General features: G+C 36.0%; 16 protein-coding genes. 3 read left to right on the top strand and 13 right to left on the bottom strand.

What is annotated here, in order from left to right:
- Window positions 1-14: 14 nt before the first annotated feature.
- The 3 genes from argH to pbp4b form a co-directional block, all read right to left on the bottom strand.
- Complete coding sequence (gene argH, locus H9655_RS00870) at window positions 15-1403, bottom strand: argininosuccinate lyase (protein ID WP_191809992.1); 1389 nt, start codon at window positions 1401-1403, stop codon at window positions 15-17.
- Complete coding sequence (locus H9655_RS00865; RefSeq protein WP_191809990.1) at window positions 1400-2608, bottom strand: argininosuccinate synthase; 1209 nt, start codon at window positions 2606-2608, stop codon at window positions 1400-1402. Before H9655_RS00865 ends, argH begins: the two co-directional genes overlap by 4 nt.
- A gap of 306 nt (window positions 2609-2914) precedes the next feature.
- On the bottom strand, window positions 2915-4258 hold the full coding sequence (pbp4b, locus tag H9655_RS00860; protein WP_191809988.1) for a penicillin binding protein PBP4B: 1344 nt from the start codon (window positions 4256-4258) through the stop codon (window positions 2915-2917).
- A gap of 134 nt (window positions 4259-4392) precedes the next feature.
- Between pbp4b and H9655_RS00855 the strand changes: the two genes are divergently transcribed.
- Window positions 4393-4707, top strand: a complete 315-nt coding sequence (locus tag H9655_RS00855; RefSeq protein WP_191809986.1) for a hypothetical protein — start codon at window positions 4393-4395, stop codon at window positions 4705-4707.
- A gap of 38 nt (window positions 4708-4745) precedes the next feature.
- On the opposite strand, the gene H9655_RS00850 is transcribed toward H9655_RS00855, so the two are convergent.
- The 8 genes from H9655_RS00850 to H9655_RS00815 all read right to left on the bottom strand — a co-directional run bounded on the left by H9655_RS00850 (window position 4746) and on the right by H9655_RS00815 (window position 11950).
- Complete coding sequence (locus tag H9655_RS00850) at window positions 4746-5258, bottom strand: MogA/MoaB family molybdenum cofactor biosynthesis protein (protein ID WP_191809984.1); 513 nt, start codon at window positions 5256-5258, stop codon at window positions 4746-4748.
- Between the two features lie 9 nt (window positions 5259-5267).
- On the bottom strand, window positions 5268-6101 hold the full coding sequence (locus H9655_RS00845) for an EcsC family protein (RefSeq protein ID WP_191809982.1): 834 nt from the start codon (window positions 6099-6101) through the stop codon (window positions 5268-5270).
- Window positions 6102-6385: 284 nt separating this feature from the next.
- The gene (locus H9655_RS00840) at window positions 6386-7573 is read right to left on the bottom strand and encodes an acetate kinase (RefSeq protein WP_191809980.1); all 1188 of its coding nucleotides are present in this window, start codon (window positions 7571-7573) and stop codon (window positions 6386-6388) included.
- A gap of 267 nt (window positions 7574-7840) precedes the next feature.
- On the bottom strand, window positions 7841-8830 hold the full coding sequence (locus H9655_RS00835; RefSeq protein WP_191809978.1) for a class I SAM-dependent methyltransferase: 990 nt from the start codon (window positions 8828-8830) through the stop codon (window positions 7841-7843).
- 299 nt (window positions 8831-9129) lie between these two features.
- Entirely contained in the window at window positions 9130-9630 is a 501-nt protein-coding gene (tpx, locus tag H9655_RS00830) for a thiol peroxidase (RefSeq protein WP_191809976.1), read from the bottom strand.
- Between the two features lie 169 nt (window positions 9631-9799).
- Window positions 9800-10255, bottom strand: coding sequence for a GerW family sporulation protein (ytfJ, locus tag H9655_RS00825; RefSeq protein ID WP_191809974.1), 456 nt, complete (start codon window positions 10253-10255; stop codon window positions 9800-9802).
- A gap of 20 nt (window positions 10256-10275) precedes the next feature.
- Window positions 10276-10971 (bottom strand): DUF2953 domain-containing protein, encoded by a 696-nt coding sequence (locus H9655_RS00820; RefSeq protein WP_191809972.1) that lies wholly within the window; start codon window positions 10969-10971, stop codon window positions 10276-10278.
- Between the two features lie 589 nt (window positions 10972-11560).
- Window positions 11561-11950, bottom strand: coding sequence for a hypothetical protein (locus tag H9655_RS00815; protein WP_191809970.1), 390 nt, complete (start codon window positions 11948-11950; stop codon window positions 11561-11563).
- A 229-nt stretch (window positions 11951-12179) separates the two neighbouring features.
- Between H9655_RS00815 and H9655_RS00810 the strand changes: the two genes are divergently transcribed.
- Window positions 12180-12587 (top strand): GNAT family N-acetyltransferase, encoded by a 408-nt coding sequence (locus tag H9655_RS00810; protein ID WP_225230358.1) that lies wholly within the window; start codon window positions 12180-12182, stop codon window positions 12585-12587.
- Window positions 12588-12778: 191 nt separating this feature from the next.
- On the opposite strand, the gene H9655_RS00805 is transcribed toward H9655_RS00810, so the two are convergent.
- Together H9655_RS00805 and sppA are read right to left on the bottom strand one after the other, a co-directional pair.
- Window positions 12779-13291 (bottom strand): RDD family protein, encoded by a 513-nt coding sequence (locus H9655_RS00805; protein WP_191809968.1) that lies wholly within the window; start codon window positions 13289-13291, stop codon window positions 12779-12781.
- 17 nt (window positions 13292-13308) lie between these two features.
- Entirely contained in the window at window positions 13309-14319 is a 1011-nt protein-coding gene (sppA, locus tag H9655_RS00800) for a signal peptide peptidase SppA (RefSeq protein WP_191809966.1), read from the bottom strand.
- Window positions 14320-14491: 172 nt separating this feature from the next.
- On the opposite strand from sppA, the gene H9655_RS00795 reads away from it, so the two are divergent.
- Window positions 14492-15289 carry an NAD kinase gene (locus H9655_RS00795; RefSeq protein WP_191809964.1) on the top strand — a complete coding sequence of 266 codons (798 nt, stop codon included), beginning with the start codon at window positions 14492-14494 and terminating at the stop codon, window positions 15287-15289.
- The last annotated feature ends 16 nt before the right edge of the window (window positions 15290-15305 follow it).

The following is a 15305-nucleotide window of genomic DNA, read 5'->3' as shown; positions in this document are numbered from 1 at the left end:
AAGAGCATGCGCACTTACGCATGCTCTTCTGTATTTAGCTTGGCTTTCGCTTTATCGATAGCGATTCTTACCTGGTCGAAGCCTGTTCCACCTGCGCTATTTCTTCTTTCAACAGCAGTATATGGATCAAGCACCCTATAAATATCTTCTTCAAATAAATCATTCACGTCTCTATATTCCTCAAGTGATAGATCCATTAAGAAACAACCTTTTTGCACGCAAGTAAGCACAAGCTTACCAACGATTTCATGCGCTTCACGGAATGGGACTCCTTTACTTGAAAGATAATCAGCTAATTCAGTTGCATTAGAGAAGTCATTCTTTGTCGCCTTCTCCATTTGCGTTGTTTTCACCTTCATTGTCTCAATCATGCCGACAAAGATTTTTAGTGAACCAACAACCGTTTTGACTGTATCAAACATGCCTTCCTTATCTTCTTGCATATCTTTGTTATAAGCAAGTGGTAAGCCTTTTAAAACAGTCAACATGCCCATAAGATTTCCGTATACTCGTCCCGTTTTGCCGCGTATTAACTCAGCCATATCCGGATTCTTCTTTTGTGGCATAATACTGCTTCCTGTTGCGAAACTATCATCTAATTCAATGAATTGGAATTCTTGACTTGACCAGAGAATGAGTTCTTCACTTAATCGGGATAGATGCATCATAAGTGTTGAACTTGTAGATAAAAATTCCAGAATAAAATCGCGATCACTCACAGCATCTAAGCTGTTTTCATAAATCCCTTCAAAACCAAGCAATTCGGCTGTTTGATAGCGATCAATCGGAAAAGTTGTTCCAGCCAATGCACCAGCTCCAAGTGGAGAAACGTTAATACGTTTCATGCTTTCTTCATAACGTTGTTTATCACGATCAAGCATCCAGAAGTATGCCATTAAGTGATGAGCAAATGAAATGGGTTGCGCTCTTTGTAAATGAGTATATCCTGGCATCACTGTTTCAACGTTCGCTTCCGCTTGTGTGAGTAATGCATTTTGCAGTTCTTCAACAAGCATAAGAATTGTTTGAACCTGCTTCTTTAAATATAAATGCATATCAGTAGCAACCTGGTCGTTACGGCTACGAGCTGTATGTAGCTTTCCACCAACAGGACCGACAAGTTCAGTTAATGCACTTTCTAAATTAAGGTGAATATCTTCAAGTTTAACTGAATATTCAATTTCCTCATTAGCAGCTTTTTCTTGTAATGTTTGCAAGCCAGATTTAATTTTTTCAGCATCCTCTTCGCTAATAATGCCATTTGCAGAAAGCATTGTCACATGAGCAATGCTTCCTTGCAAATCTTCTTGTACTAGCTCCTGATCAAAGGAGATGGATGCGCCAAATTCATCGACCCATTCTTCAGCAGATTTGGTGAATCTGCCTCCCCAAAGTTTCTTCACACTGTCACCTTCTTGTTGCCTTGCACCGCACTTTGTACTTTTGTTGGTAGACCCCATAATTTAATGAAACCGATCGCTGCATTATGATCAAATTCATCATCAGAAGTGTATGTGGCAAGTTTTTCATCGTATAAAGAATAAGGAGATTTTCTTCCTTCAACAATCGCATGGCCTTTAAATAATTTCACTCTTACTGTACCTGTTACGTATTTTTGCGACTCTTTTAAGAATGCTTGAAGAGCTGTTCTTAATTGAGAGAACCAAAGTCCGTTATAGATTAATTCAGCGACCTGCTTTTCAATAATTGGTTTAAAATGTGCTAATTCTTTTACAAGTGTTAAATCTTCCAGCTCTTTATGTGCTTTCATTAAAGTAGTAGCACCTGGCACTTCATAAATTTCACGTGATTTAATACCTACTAATCGGTTCTCCACATGGTCAATACGGCCAACGCCATGTTTTCCAGCAATGTAATTTAATTCTGTAATTAGCTGAGAAAGCATATATGATTTCCCGTTTAATGTCACAGGTACACCTTCTTCAAAACCGATTTCAATGATTTCTGGTGTATCTGGCGTATTTTCAAGACTATTTGTTAAATCATATGCATCTTCTGGTGGTGCTGCCCAAGGATCTTCGAGAATTCCGCACTCATTACTTCTTCCCCATAAGTTTTGGTCAATTGAGTATGGAGAATCTAACTGAATCGGTACAGGAATACCATTTTCTTTTGCATAAGCAATTTCTTCTTCACGAGACCATTTCCAATCACGCACTGGTGCTAAGACTTCTAAGTCAGGATTTAATCCCGCAATCGCCACTTCAAAACGGACCTGATCATTACCTTTACCCGTACAGCCGTGAGCAACAGCAACCGCACCTTCTTTTTCAGCTACTTCTACTAATTTTTTTGCAATCAACGGGCGAGAAAGCGCTGATACTAATGGATATTTATTTTCATATAAAGCATGTGCTTGTAAGGCTACAAGGGCAAATTCTTGCGCGAATTCCTCTCTTGCATCAATCACGTAAGAAGCAACTGCACCTACCTGAAGTGCTTTTTCTTTTACGAAATCAAGGTCTTTTCCTTCACCAACATCTAGACAACAAGCAACAACAGCGTAACCTTGATCTCCTAACCATTTAATTGCAACTGAAGTATCTAAACCGCCTGAATAGGCAAGAACAACTTTTGGATTTGACATTTTTTATTTCCTCCTTGAAGTAAGTACGTATAAATATTCAATAACTTATATTTTTATTCAACTGATTATGTTAATACTTTAACAACCTTTCCCTAAAATTGCAATAGGTTATCTACAATTTCTATAAAATATCCATAAATGCATAAACCCACATAAATATCCGTCCAATCGAAACAAGTGAAAGGGTAGAGAGGAAGCAAAAATTCCAGCATACATTACAAACTATTATAAAAAAAAGATAAAAACCTTATTGGCTTTTATCTTAGTTTCCTTACTCTCGTTTTTATTTATTTATAGCAATGATTGCTAAGAGATTATTGCCTTATAAATAAGGTCTATTACCTTCCCATAATTACTAATAGCTGACTGATCACCTGCAAAAACATTTGGATTCTTTTGAGGATCAATTACATGTGAGTGTCTTTTATTTGTTAGTAAACATATGCCAAGCTGATTTTCCTTATCAATGACCGTCATTGTTCCTGTCCAGCCTGTGTGACCAATGGCAGTGCTCGGTGCACTTTCACTAAAGAATTGATGCATATGATCGTCACTATTGATCCTCCAACCTAATGCAAAAGAAGAGCCAGGGGATGAAGGGGTTGTAAACTGATTGATAGTTGACTGATTAAAAAGTTCAATATTCCCGTAGCCGCCTCCATTTAACATCACTTGTAATAATACAGCCATTTCCCTACCAGTAGAAAATAGTCCAGCGTGCCCTGATACACCCGCCATACTATAAAATGCCTTCTCATCATGAACTTCGCCTTGTAATGTATGCTTCCTTATATGAGGAAAAGAAATGGCACCATCTCTTGTATTACCAAATAACTCGGTTGCGGCAAATTCATTTTGTCTTTCTCCTTTTTGTAAAGGATTATACTTAGTATGAATAAGGCCAAGGGGGTTATAGATTTCCTTTTCAACATAGTCGTCTAATGCTATATTCGTCACTTCTTCAATAATCATCCCTAATAGCATATAATCAATATCACTATATATTTGTGTTGTATGGGGCGGATGGTTCAGTGGTGTAGCTACGACCATCTTTTTAGTTAACTCTCTATCTTGAGAATATAGGACGCCTGCTTTTTTTGGATCGTGATAATGTATACTGCTTGGTAGTCCAGCAGTATGCTGCAACAGATCGGTTACTGTTATCGTTGCTTTTCCTTTTATCACATCATTGTCACTGTCTTTAAATGCTGGTAAATAATATTGGACAGATTGCTTCAAGTCAACTTTTCCTTGGGAAACCAACCGTTGCATAGCAAAATTTGTACTGAACATTTTTGTATTTGATGCGAGGTCAAAAATGGTTGTTGTTTTCATTTTTAATGGTTCCGATAATACGGAATGTCCAACATATTGTTTAGCAAAGCCATACGCTGATTCTTTAATAATTTTTCCATCCTTAATGATTACTAAAACAGCGCCTGGAAAACCACGAGATATTTCCGTTGTTATACATTCATCCACAACTTTTAAACGCTCACTACTGATACCAACATCTTCAGGCAGCCCTTTTTGCAATTGCCTATAATGTACTTTTTTTGCTTGCATGGTGTTTGTATTCGCTTTAGCATTAGAAGGGGATGGAGAAAGGCAAAGCAGAATAAATAGAAGAATCCAGAAGATATTTTTCATTACTTGCCATTCCTTTCTCAATATGATTACTTTTACTATATTCACTTGGCCAAGCAAATGGAAGGGTATATAGCTATGATTTGAAAAAGAAGATACACTTATAAATAATAAAGATTTTAGGGAGGGGGCAAACAATGCAACAACATTTTACGTTCAATCAAAGGTTATCTATTGATTTACCAACAATACAAAAGGATTGGGAGGCATTAACTTCAATTGAGCAACAACAAATTTTAGTTCATTGGGAAACCGTTCGTGGTAAAATCCCAGACCGTATAAAAAATATAGAAAGCATCATTAATAGGAAACAAGAAGAGCTCTCCAATGAAAGTGATTTTGAAACTTCTTGTAAACTCAATCACGAAATTGCCGAATTAGCCTCACAAATAAATGAATTATGGCTTTGGTTCCGGACTGACCAAGAGGTAACGCTTAAAGGTCACTTTTAATGAATAGGCCCGAACGCTAATGGTTCGGACCACTCTCTTTAATATAAATCTTTACGTAACTCTTTCACGACATGACTGATCTCAGGCAATATCAATTTGTTCATCGCTAATTTGACAGCACCAGAGGATCCAGGTGTACAAAACACCGCTTTATGTTTAATTACACCCGCTATCGCTCTCGACATCATGGCACTAGAACCGATATCCTCGGTATAACTAAGCATGCGAAATAGCTCACCGAAGCCATCAATTTTTTTATCAAACAAACGTTGCACCGTTTCAATTGTGACATCGCGTAAAGCAATACCTGTACCACCATTCGTTAATATTATATCAACATCCTCTTGGTCATATCCAGCTCGTACACTTTGTTCAATTGCCTCACTTTCGTCTTTGACAATTTCATAGGCATTCACTTTATGACCCGCTTGCTCAAGTAATGCAATCATTAATTGTCCACTTTTATCTGTTTCCTTATCTCTTGTATCACTGACTGTGATGACTTTACAGCCTACAGTTAACGAAGCCTTCATATGTTCCGTTACGCTCATCGTTTACAATCACCCTGACTTTTTTAATAAATAGCGATACTGATAATACTTATGAGCAAAGTCCGTTACATTTCTTGTTAATTGGTAATTAGTACCCGCGCCTATTGCCATACTGATGACTGGTATTCCTTGTAACGTCTTCTTTCTGAGTAAAACAATCGCTACCGCTTTAAACATTTGCTTCATCGGTTGTTCTAACCACGTAATATCTGTTAATTCTTCTTTTCCCTCATAAAAATATAAATCGTCATGCTGGTCTAAGTCCTTCATTAAGTCATCCCAAGCTTCTCCTTGGATTCTCCTTGGTAAGGTAGCGGCATGAAAGACTTTTAATGAACTCATCATTTCAAATGGTGTATTTACTTCGACACCATAAGTCATGGCAATTAACTGAACGGCTCTTAAATTGATGACAGCCATTGCCGGAATATCACTTCCTAGCATCATCAGCCCACCCGTTCCTGTCGCACCACCTTGTGCTAAAGAATACATACGGTGTCTAGCAATTTGCTGTTTAGCTATGTATGATAATTGATCAATCGTCAAAGTATGCATATCATGTAATGTATCAATATCCTTTTGGAAAATCCTACCTGAAGATAAAATTCTTTCTTTTGCATCAAGCTGTAATTGTGACCCTTGGATAAGTGCATGTAAATGAAACATCCAACTATCCATCAGAGAAAACACTTGTTTTTGTACATTTTCTGATAATAATGAAAAAGAGTATTCTAGATAATGTTCATATGAACGCTCAATATCATTCGCTTCGTAGCTATATAATTGATTTTCCCATTCACGGATTTCATTAAGTACCATTTGTTCACGTGTAGATAATGACATCTCCTTATCCTCCATTCGCTACTAGATTTTGTTAATAGTATAGCAAATTAACTAATAATAAGCACGTTGCTCTTATTAGCCAGACTGATTAGACTATCAGATTCTTTAGTGAAGGATAACTAAGTTAACGACTTGATATTCTTTATGGAAAGTGGAGAACGATCTACTGCTATCTTTCCTGGTCTTCTATCTGTTAATATAGCATTTCATTCCCTTAACTATTTTCTTCCAAATACAAAAACCGACTCCACCAAAAAGGGGAGCCGGAGCGAATGTTAATTACATTATGATATTAATTCAATCGTATCTCTTGCAATCATTACTTCTTCGTTTGTAGGAATGATGATGACTTTTACCGGACTATGCGGATAGTTTATAAACGCCTCACGACCACGGACTTTATTAAGTGCAGGATCCCAATAAACACCCATAAACTCCAGTCCCCTTAATACTCTTTCTCTTACAACATCACTGTTTTCACCGATACCAGCTGTAAAGATAATCGCATCGACACCATACATTTTCGCTGCATATGAACCGATATATTTATGAATATGGTTTGCGAATATTTCTAATGCTAATTCGGCACGATCATTGCCCTCTTCCGCCGCCGTCTCAATATCTCTTAAATCACTTGAAAAACCAGTAACACCAAGCATGCCACTTTGTTTATTTAACACATCTAACACTTCATCTGCTGACTTCTCCGTTTTTTGCATGATAAACGGAATAAGCGCAGGGTCAATATCTCCTGATCTCGTTCCCATCGTTACGCCAGCTAATGGTGTAAAGCCCATGGATGTATCAATAGACTTTCCACTTTCAATCGCTGCAATACTCGCACCATTACCTAAGTGGCAAGAAATTAATCGTAATTGCTCAAGCGGTCTCCCTAACAATTCAGCTGCTCGTTCCGATACATATTTATGTGACGTTCCGTGGAATCCATACTTTCTTATATCATACTCAGTATAATAACGATACGGAAGACTGTATAAGTAAGAACTTTCCGGCATGGATTGATGGAAGGCTGTATCAAAAACCGCTACTGCTGGAACATCTGGTAATGCCTGTTTGAATGCTAAAATCCCCGTTAAATTTGCAGGATTATGCAGCGGAGCTAAATCAGATAGTTTACTGATTTTATCCATCACTTCATCTGTAATCAACACGGATTGTGAGAAGTCTTCTCCACCGTGAACTACACGATGACCTACACCAACGATTTCGTCAAGTTCAGCAATAATTTCATGTGCTGTTAACTCATGCAAAAGTAATTGCACAGCTACTTCATGATTGGGAATCTCTAGTTCTTTTGTTCTTTTTTCACCGTTCACTACTATTGTAAAGACCGCATGTTCTAATCCAATTCTTTCTACTATTCCTTTTGTAATTACTTTTTCTTCTGGCATATCGAATAATTGAAATTTCAAAGAAGAACTACCTGCATTAATGGCCATAATTTTAGTCAAATGATTCACTTCCTTATATCTAATATTTCCTAAGTTATTTATAAAAACATCGTTTATTGATCGAAGTTTATCTCATCAAAAATTCATTTAAACATGAGTTACATCATATTTCAAGGAATTATAACAGGAAATAGAAAGTAGTTAAATTCGGAATATTGTATTAGATAAAATAGACTTCCGTATCACATAACTTAATAAGTATCATCTTTAGAATCTGCAAAAACGAAAAAGGACCTCGGCTATTTTTTACCGAAATCCTTCATCATTTTATGAACCTTTGTTTTCTTTAATCCAATTACTCACTTTTGTTAAAACACGATCAACGTCATCTGCTTTTGACAAGGAAGGCAGATTGACAAGTAATGACTCTTTCGGAGGTTTGACAGCTTTCCCTTTTTTCTGAAGGATAAATATACTTTTAGCTGCTTGTTCATTTTTGAATAAGTTCATTGGTAAATGTAATAAGCCTTGAATTATTGCGTACTTCTTCAAAAAGTCATGTAACTTTGGAGCTTGTGGACTTTCAAACAGACCGTTTGGAATTAATAAGAACAGAAATCCACCTTCTTTTACATGTTTAAAGCTTTGTTCTATAAATAAGTGATGGGCATACGCATGACCTTCATCAGCCTTAAGCTCATAATCTTGCGCGCGTAAATCGTTTGGATAATAGCCAACAGGTAAATCACTTACAACCACATCTACCTCATTGATAAATAACGGCTCTAAGCTATCTTGATTGTAGAAGCGGATTGGATGTTCCTGCCAGTTCGCATTCACATACGCAAGTTTAATCAAGAGGTCATCAATTTCCACACCTGTTGCTTCTACCATTTTACCAGATTGTGCATTCATCACTGTTGTAATGAGATTACCGGTTCCAACTGCTGGGTCTAATAAGGAAAAAGAAGATTGATCAATAAACTTATTTACTAAATACCCCATTAACAATCCTATAGAGTCTGGTGTCATTTGATGGTTAGGTTGAACATTTTCTTTCATGCCTTTAAGGATGGAAAGTTGAAATCCCTTTCTTAAATCTTCTTTTGTAAATTTACTCATATGAAAGGATTCATAACTTTTCTCAAGACGCTTCGTTGTCAGTTCACTCAGTTCCTCTTGAAGTATTGCACCTTGAAATACATTTTCTCCCGTTTCTGCTAATGCCTCAAGATATGTGATATTTAATTCTTCCTTCAATAACTCCGCCGTTTCATTTAATAATGTAAATACTTCTTCCACCGGCAAAACTTTCATTGGTCATCATCGCTCCCGTTCCTATACTATATCTCCTTATTGTACCTAGCTTTATCACCATTCTCAAGTGATGAAGTTTATTTCATATATTCTAACTATTGAATTCAATGAATGGTAGTTCTGTACTAGAGGAGGACCATGTTGTTCAGACGAAGCAGTGAATATTTTTTTTCAACGGGAGAGCTGCAAAGTGACAACTGATAGGACAGAAAATGGCAAAAGAAGGATTGTACTAAAAAAGCACAAGCCATTTCTGAAAATGATTCAGAAACTGCTCGTGCTTCATCAAATGATCCTACTTATTTTGCTGATTTTGCTGCTTCAATTGCTTCTTCATAGTTTGGATGATCTGTTCCTTCTCCAACATATTCTACATAAACCACTTGGTCATTGGAATCTACAACAAATACCGAACGAGCTAACAAACGAAGCTCTTGCATTACAACACCATACGCTTCACCAAAAGATAAATCTCTATGATCTGAAAGAGTTTGTACATTTTCTAATCCGGAAGCAGCACACCAGCGTTTTTGAGCAAATGGAAGGTCCACGCTAATGGTTAATACCTCAACATTGTTCAGTCCTGATGCTTCTTCATTAAACTTTCTTGTTTGTGCATCACAAACGCCTGTATCAACAGAAGGAACCACACTAATTAAACGGATTTTCCCTTTTGTATTAGCTAAAGTTACTTCAGATAAATCATTGGCTAAGACAGAGAACTGAGGTGCCTGATACCCAACTTTCACTTCATTTCCTAGCAGTGTAACAGGATTCCCTTTAAATGTAACTGATGCCATCATAACTTCCTCCTTTATTTATAAGTATGTACGTTTAAATGATAGCTTTTCAGAATCTTTTTTGCAATTGAAATGAATCCGATGAAAGGCAGGCATAAGGAAAAATCTGAACGATTCAAAACCTTTTACCTTTGAATATTGTTCAGATTTTTGATTGAAACATATTTGTTTAAAAGTCTAAATTACTTTTGTCTTGATGCTCTTTCTCTTGTGATGATTCTTCTTTATGTTCCTTCTTATTAAATAAATGTTGGATTTTATCAACTGCTTGAGGTGCTAAATCTAAGATTTTTTCATAAAGATGGGTGCTCTCATCTAAGTGAACCATTTTTACTTCATGAGAGTTAACTATAAGGAATGCGATTGGCGTGATAGAAACACCTCCACCGCTACCTCCTCCAAAAGGATGGCCTTTGGATTCACTATCATTACTATCTTTTTTGCTTCCATCCATCATAAACTCCGAGCCTCCAGCAGCAAAACCAAAGCCCACTTTTGAAACTGTAATAATCACACTGCCATCTGGTGTTTCCACTGGGTCACCAATGATCGTATTTACATCCACCATTTCTTTCAAGTTTTCCATTGCAGTTGTCATCAAGCCTTGTATTGGATGATCAGACATTCTCAATCGCCCCTTCTCATCTAGTATGTTTTAGGTTTATCACCTGATAAAATAGAAAGCTGGCTTGTCTTAAAATGAGCTTTGCCACCTTTCCAAAATTTAATCAGTTTAAATCCTGCAAGCATAGCATGCCCGATACGAAATTGAATCATACATATGAAAGAGGTTTGAGCGACCGCAAATTGAAACTGTGGTGAAATAGCAATATCTGGTCTAGTCTTTAATTTCATATAATGGCTTAACACACCAATTATACTGCCTTTAACAGACCAAAACCCACCAGTTAAGACACCCGTTAACGCTGCATTTCCTACACCAATAACTGTATGCCAACGCAGCTGACGAACAATGACCTTACTCATGAAATGGCGAATAATATGATAAAAAGAAACGACATGCTTTAAGAGCTCATCCATATCCTTAAAGCTGTTTAACAAATCTTCTGCAGTAATATTCTTCGAGTCCTCTTTCGTCTCTCCTCCTGATGCTGTCTTTTCTTCCTTTAACTTAATTTCTGCATTTTGCGGATCCACTTCCATCAAAGGGATATCAATTGTATACTTGAGCCATTTCCAAAATTTTAACTTTATACTGAGGTGACTTTGTTTATCGTAATAATAAAAATGAACAGTAATGGAGAGTTTAGAAAAAAATATTGCAAACATGAGAAGGAAAAAGAAAAAAATAAGACCAGCAATAATGATGAACCATACCATAATGAGCACCCCTGCCTTTCAAGCAATTAGTATGGTCATTTTTACCTTTGGTTAAACTTTCTCAAATTAACATCTCCAAATTTTATTGCTCTTTTGGTACCAATTAGCTTCGCAAAAGGGTTAACTCTACTTTCTTCTATGATTATTCTTATAGACCACTTTGGGTTGGTACAGCACCTGCTACATTTATTAAAATAAGTAACATAGTAAAAATTCAACAAGAGTTAATTATCAACTAAAACATGATGTAGGAATACCTTTCGGAGATGCCCTTTCACCAGATATTACTTATACATATCAAGCCACTGTATATAAAATTAGTAGTTACAATATAACCGGCCAACATGATCAAGCTCCGTCCCATGAAATGTATATTTTTATACCAAACTCTGATGTTTCTAATAGAATTCATGCTATTGCAAATAAAGGGATTAAGTATTTATGGCCATATGAACCAAATCACAGGTTTAATTCTCATATTAACAATAATAACGATAAAAAAAGAAAAAGCCTTATTACATTAATTAGTAAAAAGCTTTTTCTTTTTGAAAAACAATTACTACCCTTGGTGTAGAAAAATACCATGATCTTATTTTTTAAAGCTTTTACTATTTATAGTCCTCAAGATTTCGTCAACAATAAAGAATAAAACTGATATCATTACTGAAAACAAGGTGAAAAACCATAATAAAAAAAAAGGGATAATTCCTAATAGAAGATGGAACGCAAACGTAAAGAAAAAACGTGCTTCTTTAGATTTCTTTAATATTTTTTCTATGACAATCGATAAAGGTAAACCATAAAGAAAAATTCCAGCTCCAATATAAATAGAGTAAATTATAAAGTCATCAAAAAAAATGAAAAAATCGCGTGGTTCATTATATTCACCTAATAAAATATCAATCGGAACCAATAGAGTAATTATTAAGGTAGATATAAAAAATGTTAAAAGTGAGGTAACTAATTTTCTTTTTATCATTCTTTCACCTCCTTCAACAAGATAATTATAGCACTAATGGATATTATTAGTGCTTCTTTATGGTGTGAAAAGGGAAAATACAAAGAAAGAAGCATTTCAAAACGCATTTGATGGAATGAAAGCCCACCTTTATAAGGTAATTTCACTAGAGTAAGCAGGTTAATTCAACAAAGATTTCTCTGAAAATATATGGAATATATTATTGATTTGATTTTAGGGGAAGAAACAAATGGAGATTAGAAAAGCAACTTCAAATGATATAAAAGAATTAGCATCATTAATGGACCAACTTGGTTATCAGAACTCAATAGAGCAAATGAGGATTAGGTTTAATAATATTGAAGCTACTACAAACCATTATACTTTAGTTGCAATCTATAAAGAAAAAGTTGTTGGAATGGTTAGATTTCATACTGGTGTCCTTTATAACAAAGATGGTATATACGCTCGTGTAATTGCTTTTGTAGAGGTTTCCAAATTTAGAAGTAAAGGAATAGGAAGGCGTTTATTAACTGAAGCCGAAAGCATTGCAATAATTTCAGGTGCTGATGGGATTGGTTTAAATAGTGGAAATCGTACAGAACAGATAATGCACATCCATTTTATAAAAATATGGGATATGAAGCAAAAAGCATAGGATTTGTAAAAACTCTTATTTAACTAACTAACGGGGCTTTAGTTAGATAGCCCCATATTGGTCTTGCCCCTGTCAAGTAGACAATATAAAAAGCTAAGCAGTGAGCTTGGGTTAATTACATACACTGATTATTTCACATAACAAAAAGCCACCCCTTAAAGGAATGACTTTTTATATACCGAGCTATTCAATTATCTCTCATGGACAACGGTTGTATCTGCAAATAGGTCATGTATGCCCTTCTTTTTTGGATGAAAAGCTACGACAAGGTAAGGAAGCATCATCACTGTACCTGAGATGAAGCGACCAATCCACTCTCTAAAAAGAATCGTTCCCCACGAAAGCTTCCCTCCATCTATTTGTACGACTCTTAAACCGAATACCATTTTTCCTAATGTTTGCCCGAGGTATTTCGTCATAAGAACAAAATACAGATAGAAGGTCAATGTGGTTGCAATCGCAACAGCAGAAAAGTAAGACGAGTTATCTAAAGAAACATCTAAAGCTCTAAAAACAGGGTAAATCAGGATACTATTAATGCTACCAATTATTAGCCAATCTAATAAATACGCCCAAAATCTCATCCAAAACCCCGCTAAACGATACTCTTCAGTCACAGTCATCAATTCGGAAGGCACTGCTTGTTCATAACCTTCTTCTTGTTGCAGCAATTCCTTATTTTCGGATTCGTCTTGATTATGCATGCAAATAGGCCTCCTTTCTATTCAGCATATAAATACATTAGGCGTGGGGAATTCGGCTGTGTAAGAAGCTTCATTACACCTTCCATTTGCAGATCATTCCCAGCAACTTTATTTGCTGCCACACTAAGAAGTGAGCCGAAACCAACATTATCGCTATATTGAATAACTGCAGCGTTTTCTAAGCCGACATCGTTTTTCATTTTATTAATGACATCTTCTGCATAGCCTAATCCGTCAATTAATTGTTTATCTAATGCTTGACGACCATCATAAATACGACCATCTGCTAGTTCACGGACTTGATTTTCTGACATCTCCCGCCCAGAAGCAATAACCTCTACGAATCCTTGGTAAGCATTATCTATCATTTCTTGTAAAATGTTTTGTTCTTCTTTAGTCATTTCTCTCGTTTGACTCATAATGTCTTTAAATTCGCCACTTTTGATTGTATTGAATTCAACGCCTATCTTATCCGCAAGTTCGGTAATGTTTACCCCTTGCATAATGACACCTAATGAACCTGTCATTGTATCTGCACTAGCGAAGATTTTTTCCGCCGGAGCTGAAATATAATATCCACCAGACGCAGCCATAGAACCCATAGAAATATACACAGGTTTATTCGCCTCTTCTTGAATTTCAACAATTTTATCGTGAATTTGCGCGCTCTCAACAACACCCCCACCTGGTGTATTCACTTTAATTACAACACCTTTAACAGTGGTATCATCTTTCACATGGTTTAATAATTTCATAAAACGATTGTGGTTATATGTAGAAGATGCTAATAATGAGCCACTCTCACCCGTATCCTGAATCGTCCCATTTAAATTTAATACAGCAATTTTATTTAAAGACTCTCCTGTTTCAATGATTTCTTCAGTAAAAGCATCGTCGCCTGTGGCCATCAAGTTTGAAAAGGTATCTTCAAAATTCGTTGATGCCAAGGTAGACATAAAGTTAATTCCTACTGAAAATGCAAATAAAACAGCAGCAATTCCCAAAGCAGCCCATCTCTTTGCTGTCATTCCATCATTCCTCCTTTGAATTATGTATCCTCTTCCCATAGAATAAGAATTAAGATGATTAGGTTATCTCTTCTTATGATAGCAAAAAATGTCACTTCTTCAAATCATAAGCACCTTTATTCATTTTATCTTTCCAACACATTTTTTATGAAACATTAAAGGAGGTTTTTTCATGCATCAACGACTTTTATATTTCTACCATAAACAAGACACCGAAACACTTGCAATTGTAGAAAACTTAAAACAACAAGCAAGCAATCATGGCTTTACTATAGTAACAGATCCGAAAGAAGCGACCATTATTGTTAGTATTGGAGAAGATGGCGCGTTCTTACAAGCAGTAAGGAAAACGGGATTTCGTAATGATTGTCTATACGCAGGGATCTCCACACATGGGCCATTAGGTATTTACTGTGACTTTCAATTAAATGAGCCTTCGAAAATGTTAGAAGCAGCACAAAATGAAAATATTGAAGTTCGTAAATATCCCACAATCCAAGTTACAGTTGATGGGGAAACCTCTTTTCAATGCTTAAATGAGTTCTCCATCAGGTCTAGTATTATTAAAACATTAGTGATGGAAATCTATATAGATGGTCAATTATTTGAAACATTCCGTGGTGATGGAATGATCGTTTCAACTCCTACTGGTAGTACCGCTTATAATAAATCAGTCAACGGTGCGATTGTAGACCCCATGCTACCATGTTTACAAGTAAGCGAGCTTGCCTCTTTAAATAATAATAAGTATCGTACACTTGGCTCTTCATTCATTTTAGGAGAACAAAGAACTTTAACATTAAAAATCACACATGAGGGAAATGATCACCCTATCATGGGGATGGATAATGAAGCATTAAGTATTCAGCATGTCGATGAAATAGAAATCACCTTAAGTCCACACAGTATAAAAACCGTTAAATTAAAAGACAACTCTTTTTGGGAAAAAGTGAAGAGAACCTTCTTATAAAGAATGGCCAGGACAA

Source organism: Cytobacillus stercorigallinarum (assembly GCF_014836495.1).
Lineage (GTDB): Bacteria > Bacillota > Bacilli > Bacillales > Cytobacillaceae > Cytobacillus > Cytobacillus stercorigallinarum.
This window is presented reverse-complemented; position numbering and strand designations above follow the sequence as displayed.

Bases quoted from the DNA above. Each gene is read 5' to 3' on its own strand.
- H9655_RS00865 (WP_191809990.1), bottom strand. From the start codon at position 2,608: ATGTCAAATCCAAAAGTTGTTCTTGCCTATTCAGGCGGTTTAGATACT.
- pbp4b (WP_191809988.1), bottom strand. From the start codon at position 4,258: ATGAAAAATATCTTCTGGATTCTTCTATTTATTCTGCTTTGCCTTTCT.
- H9655_RS00855 (WP_191809986.1), top strand. From the start codon at position 4,393: ATGCAACAACATTTTACGTTCAATCAAAGGTTATCTATTGATTTACCA.
- H9655_RS00850 (WP_191809984.1), bottom strand. From the start codon at position 5,258: ATGAGCGTAACGGAACATATGAAGGCTTCGTTAACTGTAGGCTGTAAA.
- H9655_RS00845 (WP_191809982.1), bottom strand. From the start codon at position 6,101: ATGTCATTATCTACACGTGAACAAATGGTACTTAATGAAATCCGTGAA.
- H9655_RS00835 (WP_191809978.1), bottom strand. From the start codon at position 8,830: ATGAAAGTTTTGCCGGTGGAAGAAGTATTTACATTATTAAATGAAACG.
- tpx (WP_191809976.1), bottom strand. From the start codon at position 9,630: ATGGCATCAGTTACATTTAAAGGGAATCCTGTTACACTGCTAGGAAAT.
- ytfJ (WP_191809974.1), bottom strand. From the start codon at position 10,255: ATGTCTGATCATCCAATACAAGGCTTGATGACAACTGCAATGGAAAAC.
- H9655_RS00820 (WP_191809972.1), bottom strand. From the start codon at position 10,971: ATGGTATGGTTCATCATTATTGCTGGTCTTATTTTTTTCTTTTTCCTT.
- H9655_RS00815 (WP_191809970.1), bottom strand. From the start codon at position 11,950: ATGATAAAAAGAAAATTAGTTACCTCACTTTTAACATTTTTTATATCT.
- H9655_RS00810 (WP_225230358.1), top strand. From the start codon at position 12,180: ATGGAGATTAGAAAAGCAACTTCAAATGATATAAAAGAATTAGCATCA.
- H9655_RS00805 (WP_191809968.1), bottom strand. From the start codon at position 13,291: ATGCATAATCAAGACGAATCCGAAAATAAGGAATTGCTGCAACAAGAA.
- sppA (WP_191809966.1), bottom strand. From the start codon at position 14,319: ATGACAGCAAAGAGATGGGCTGCTTTGGGAATTGCTGCTGTTTTATTT.
- H9655_RS00795 (WP_191809964.1), top strand. From the start codon at position 14,492: ATGCATCAACGACTTTTATATTTCTACCATAAACAAGACACCGAAACA.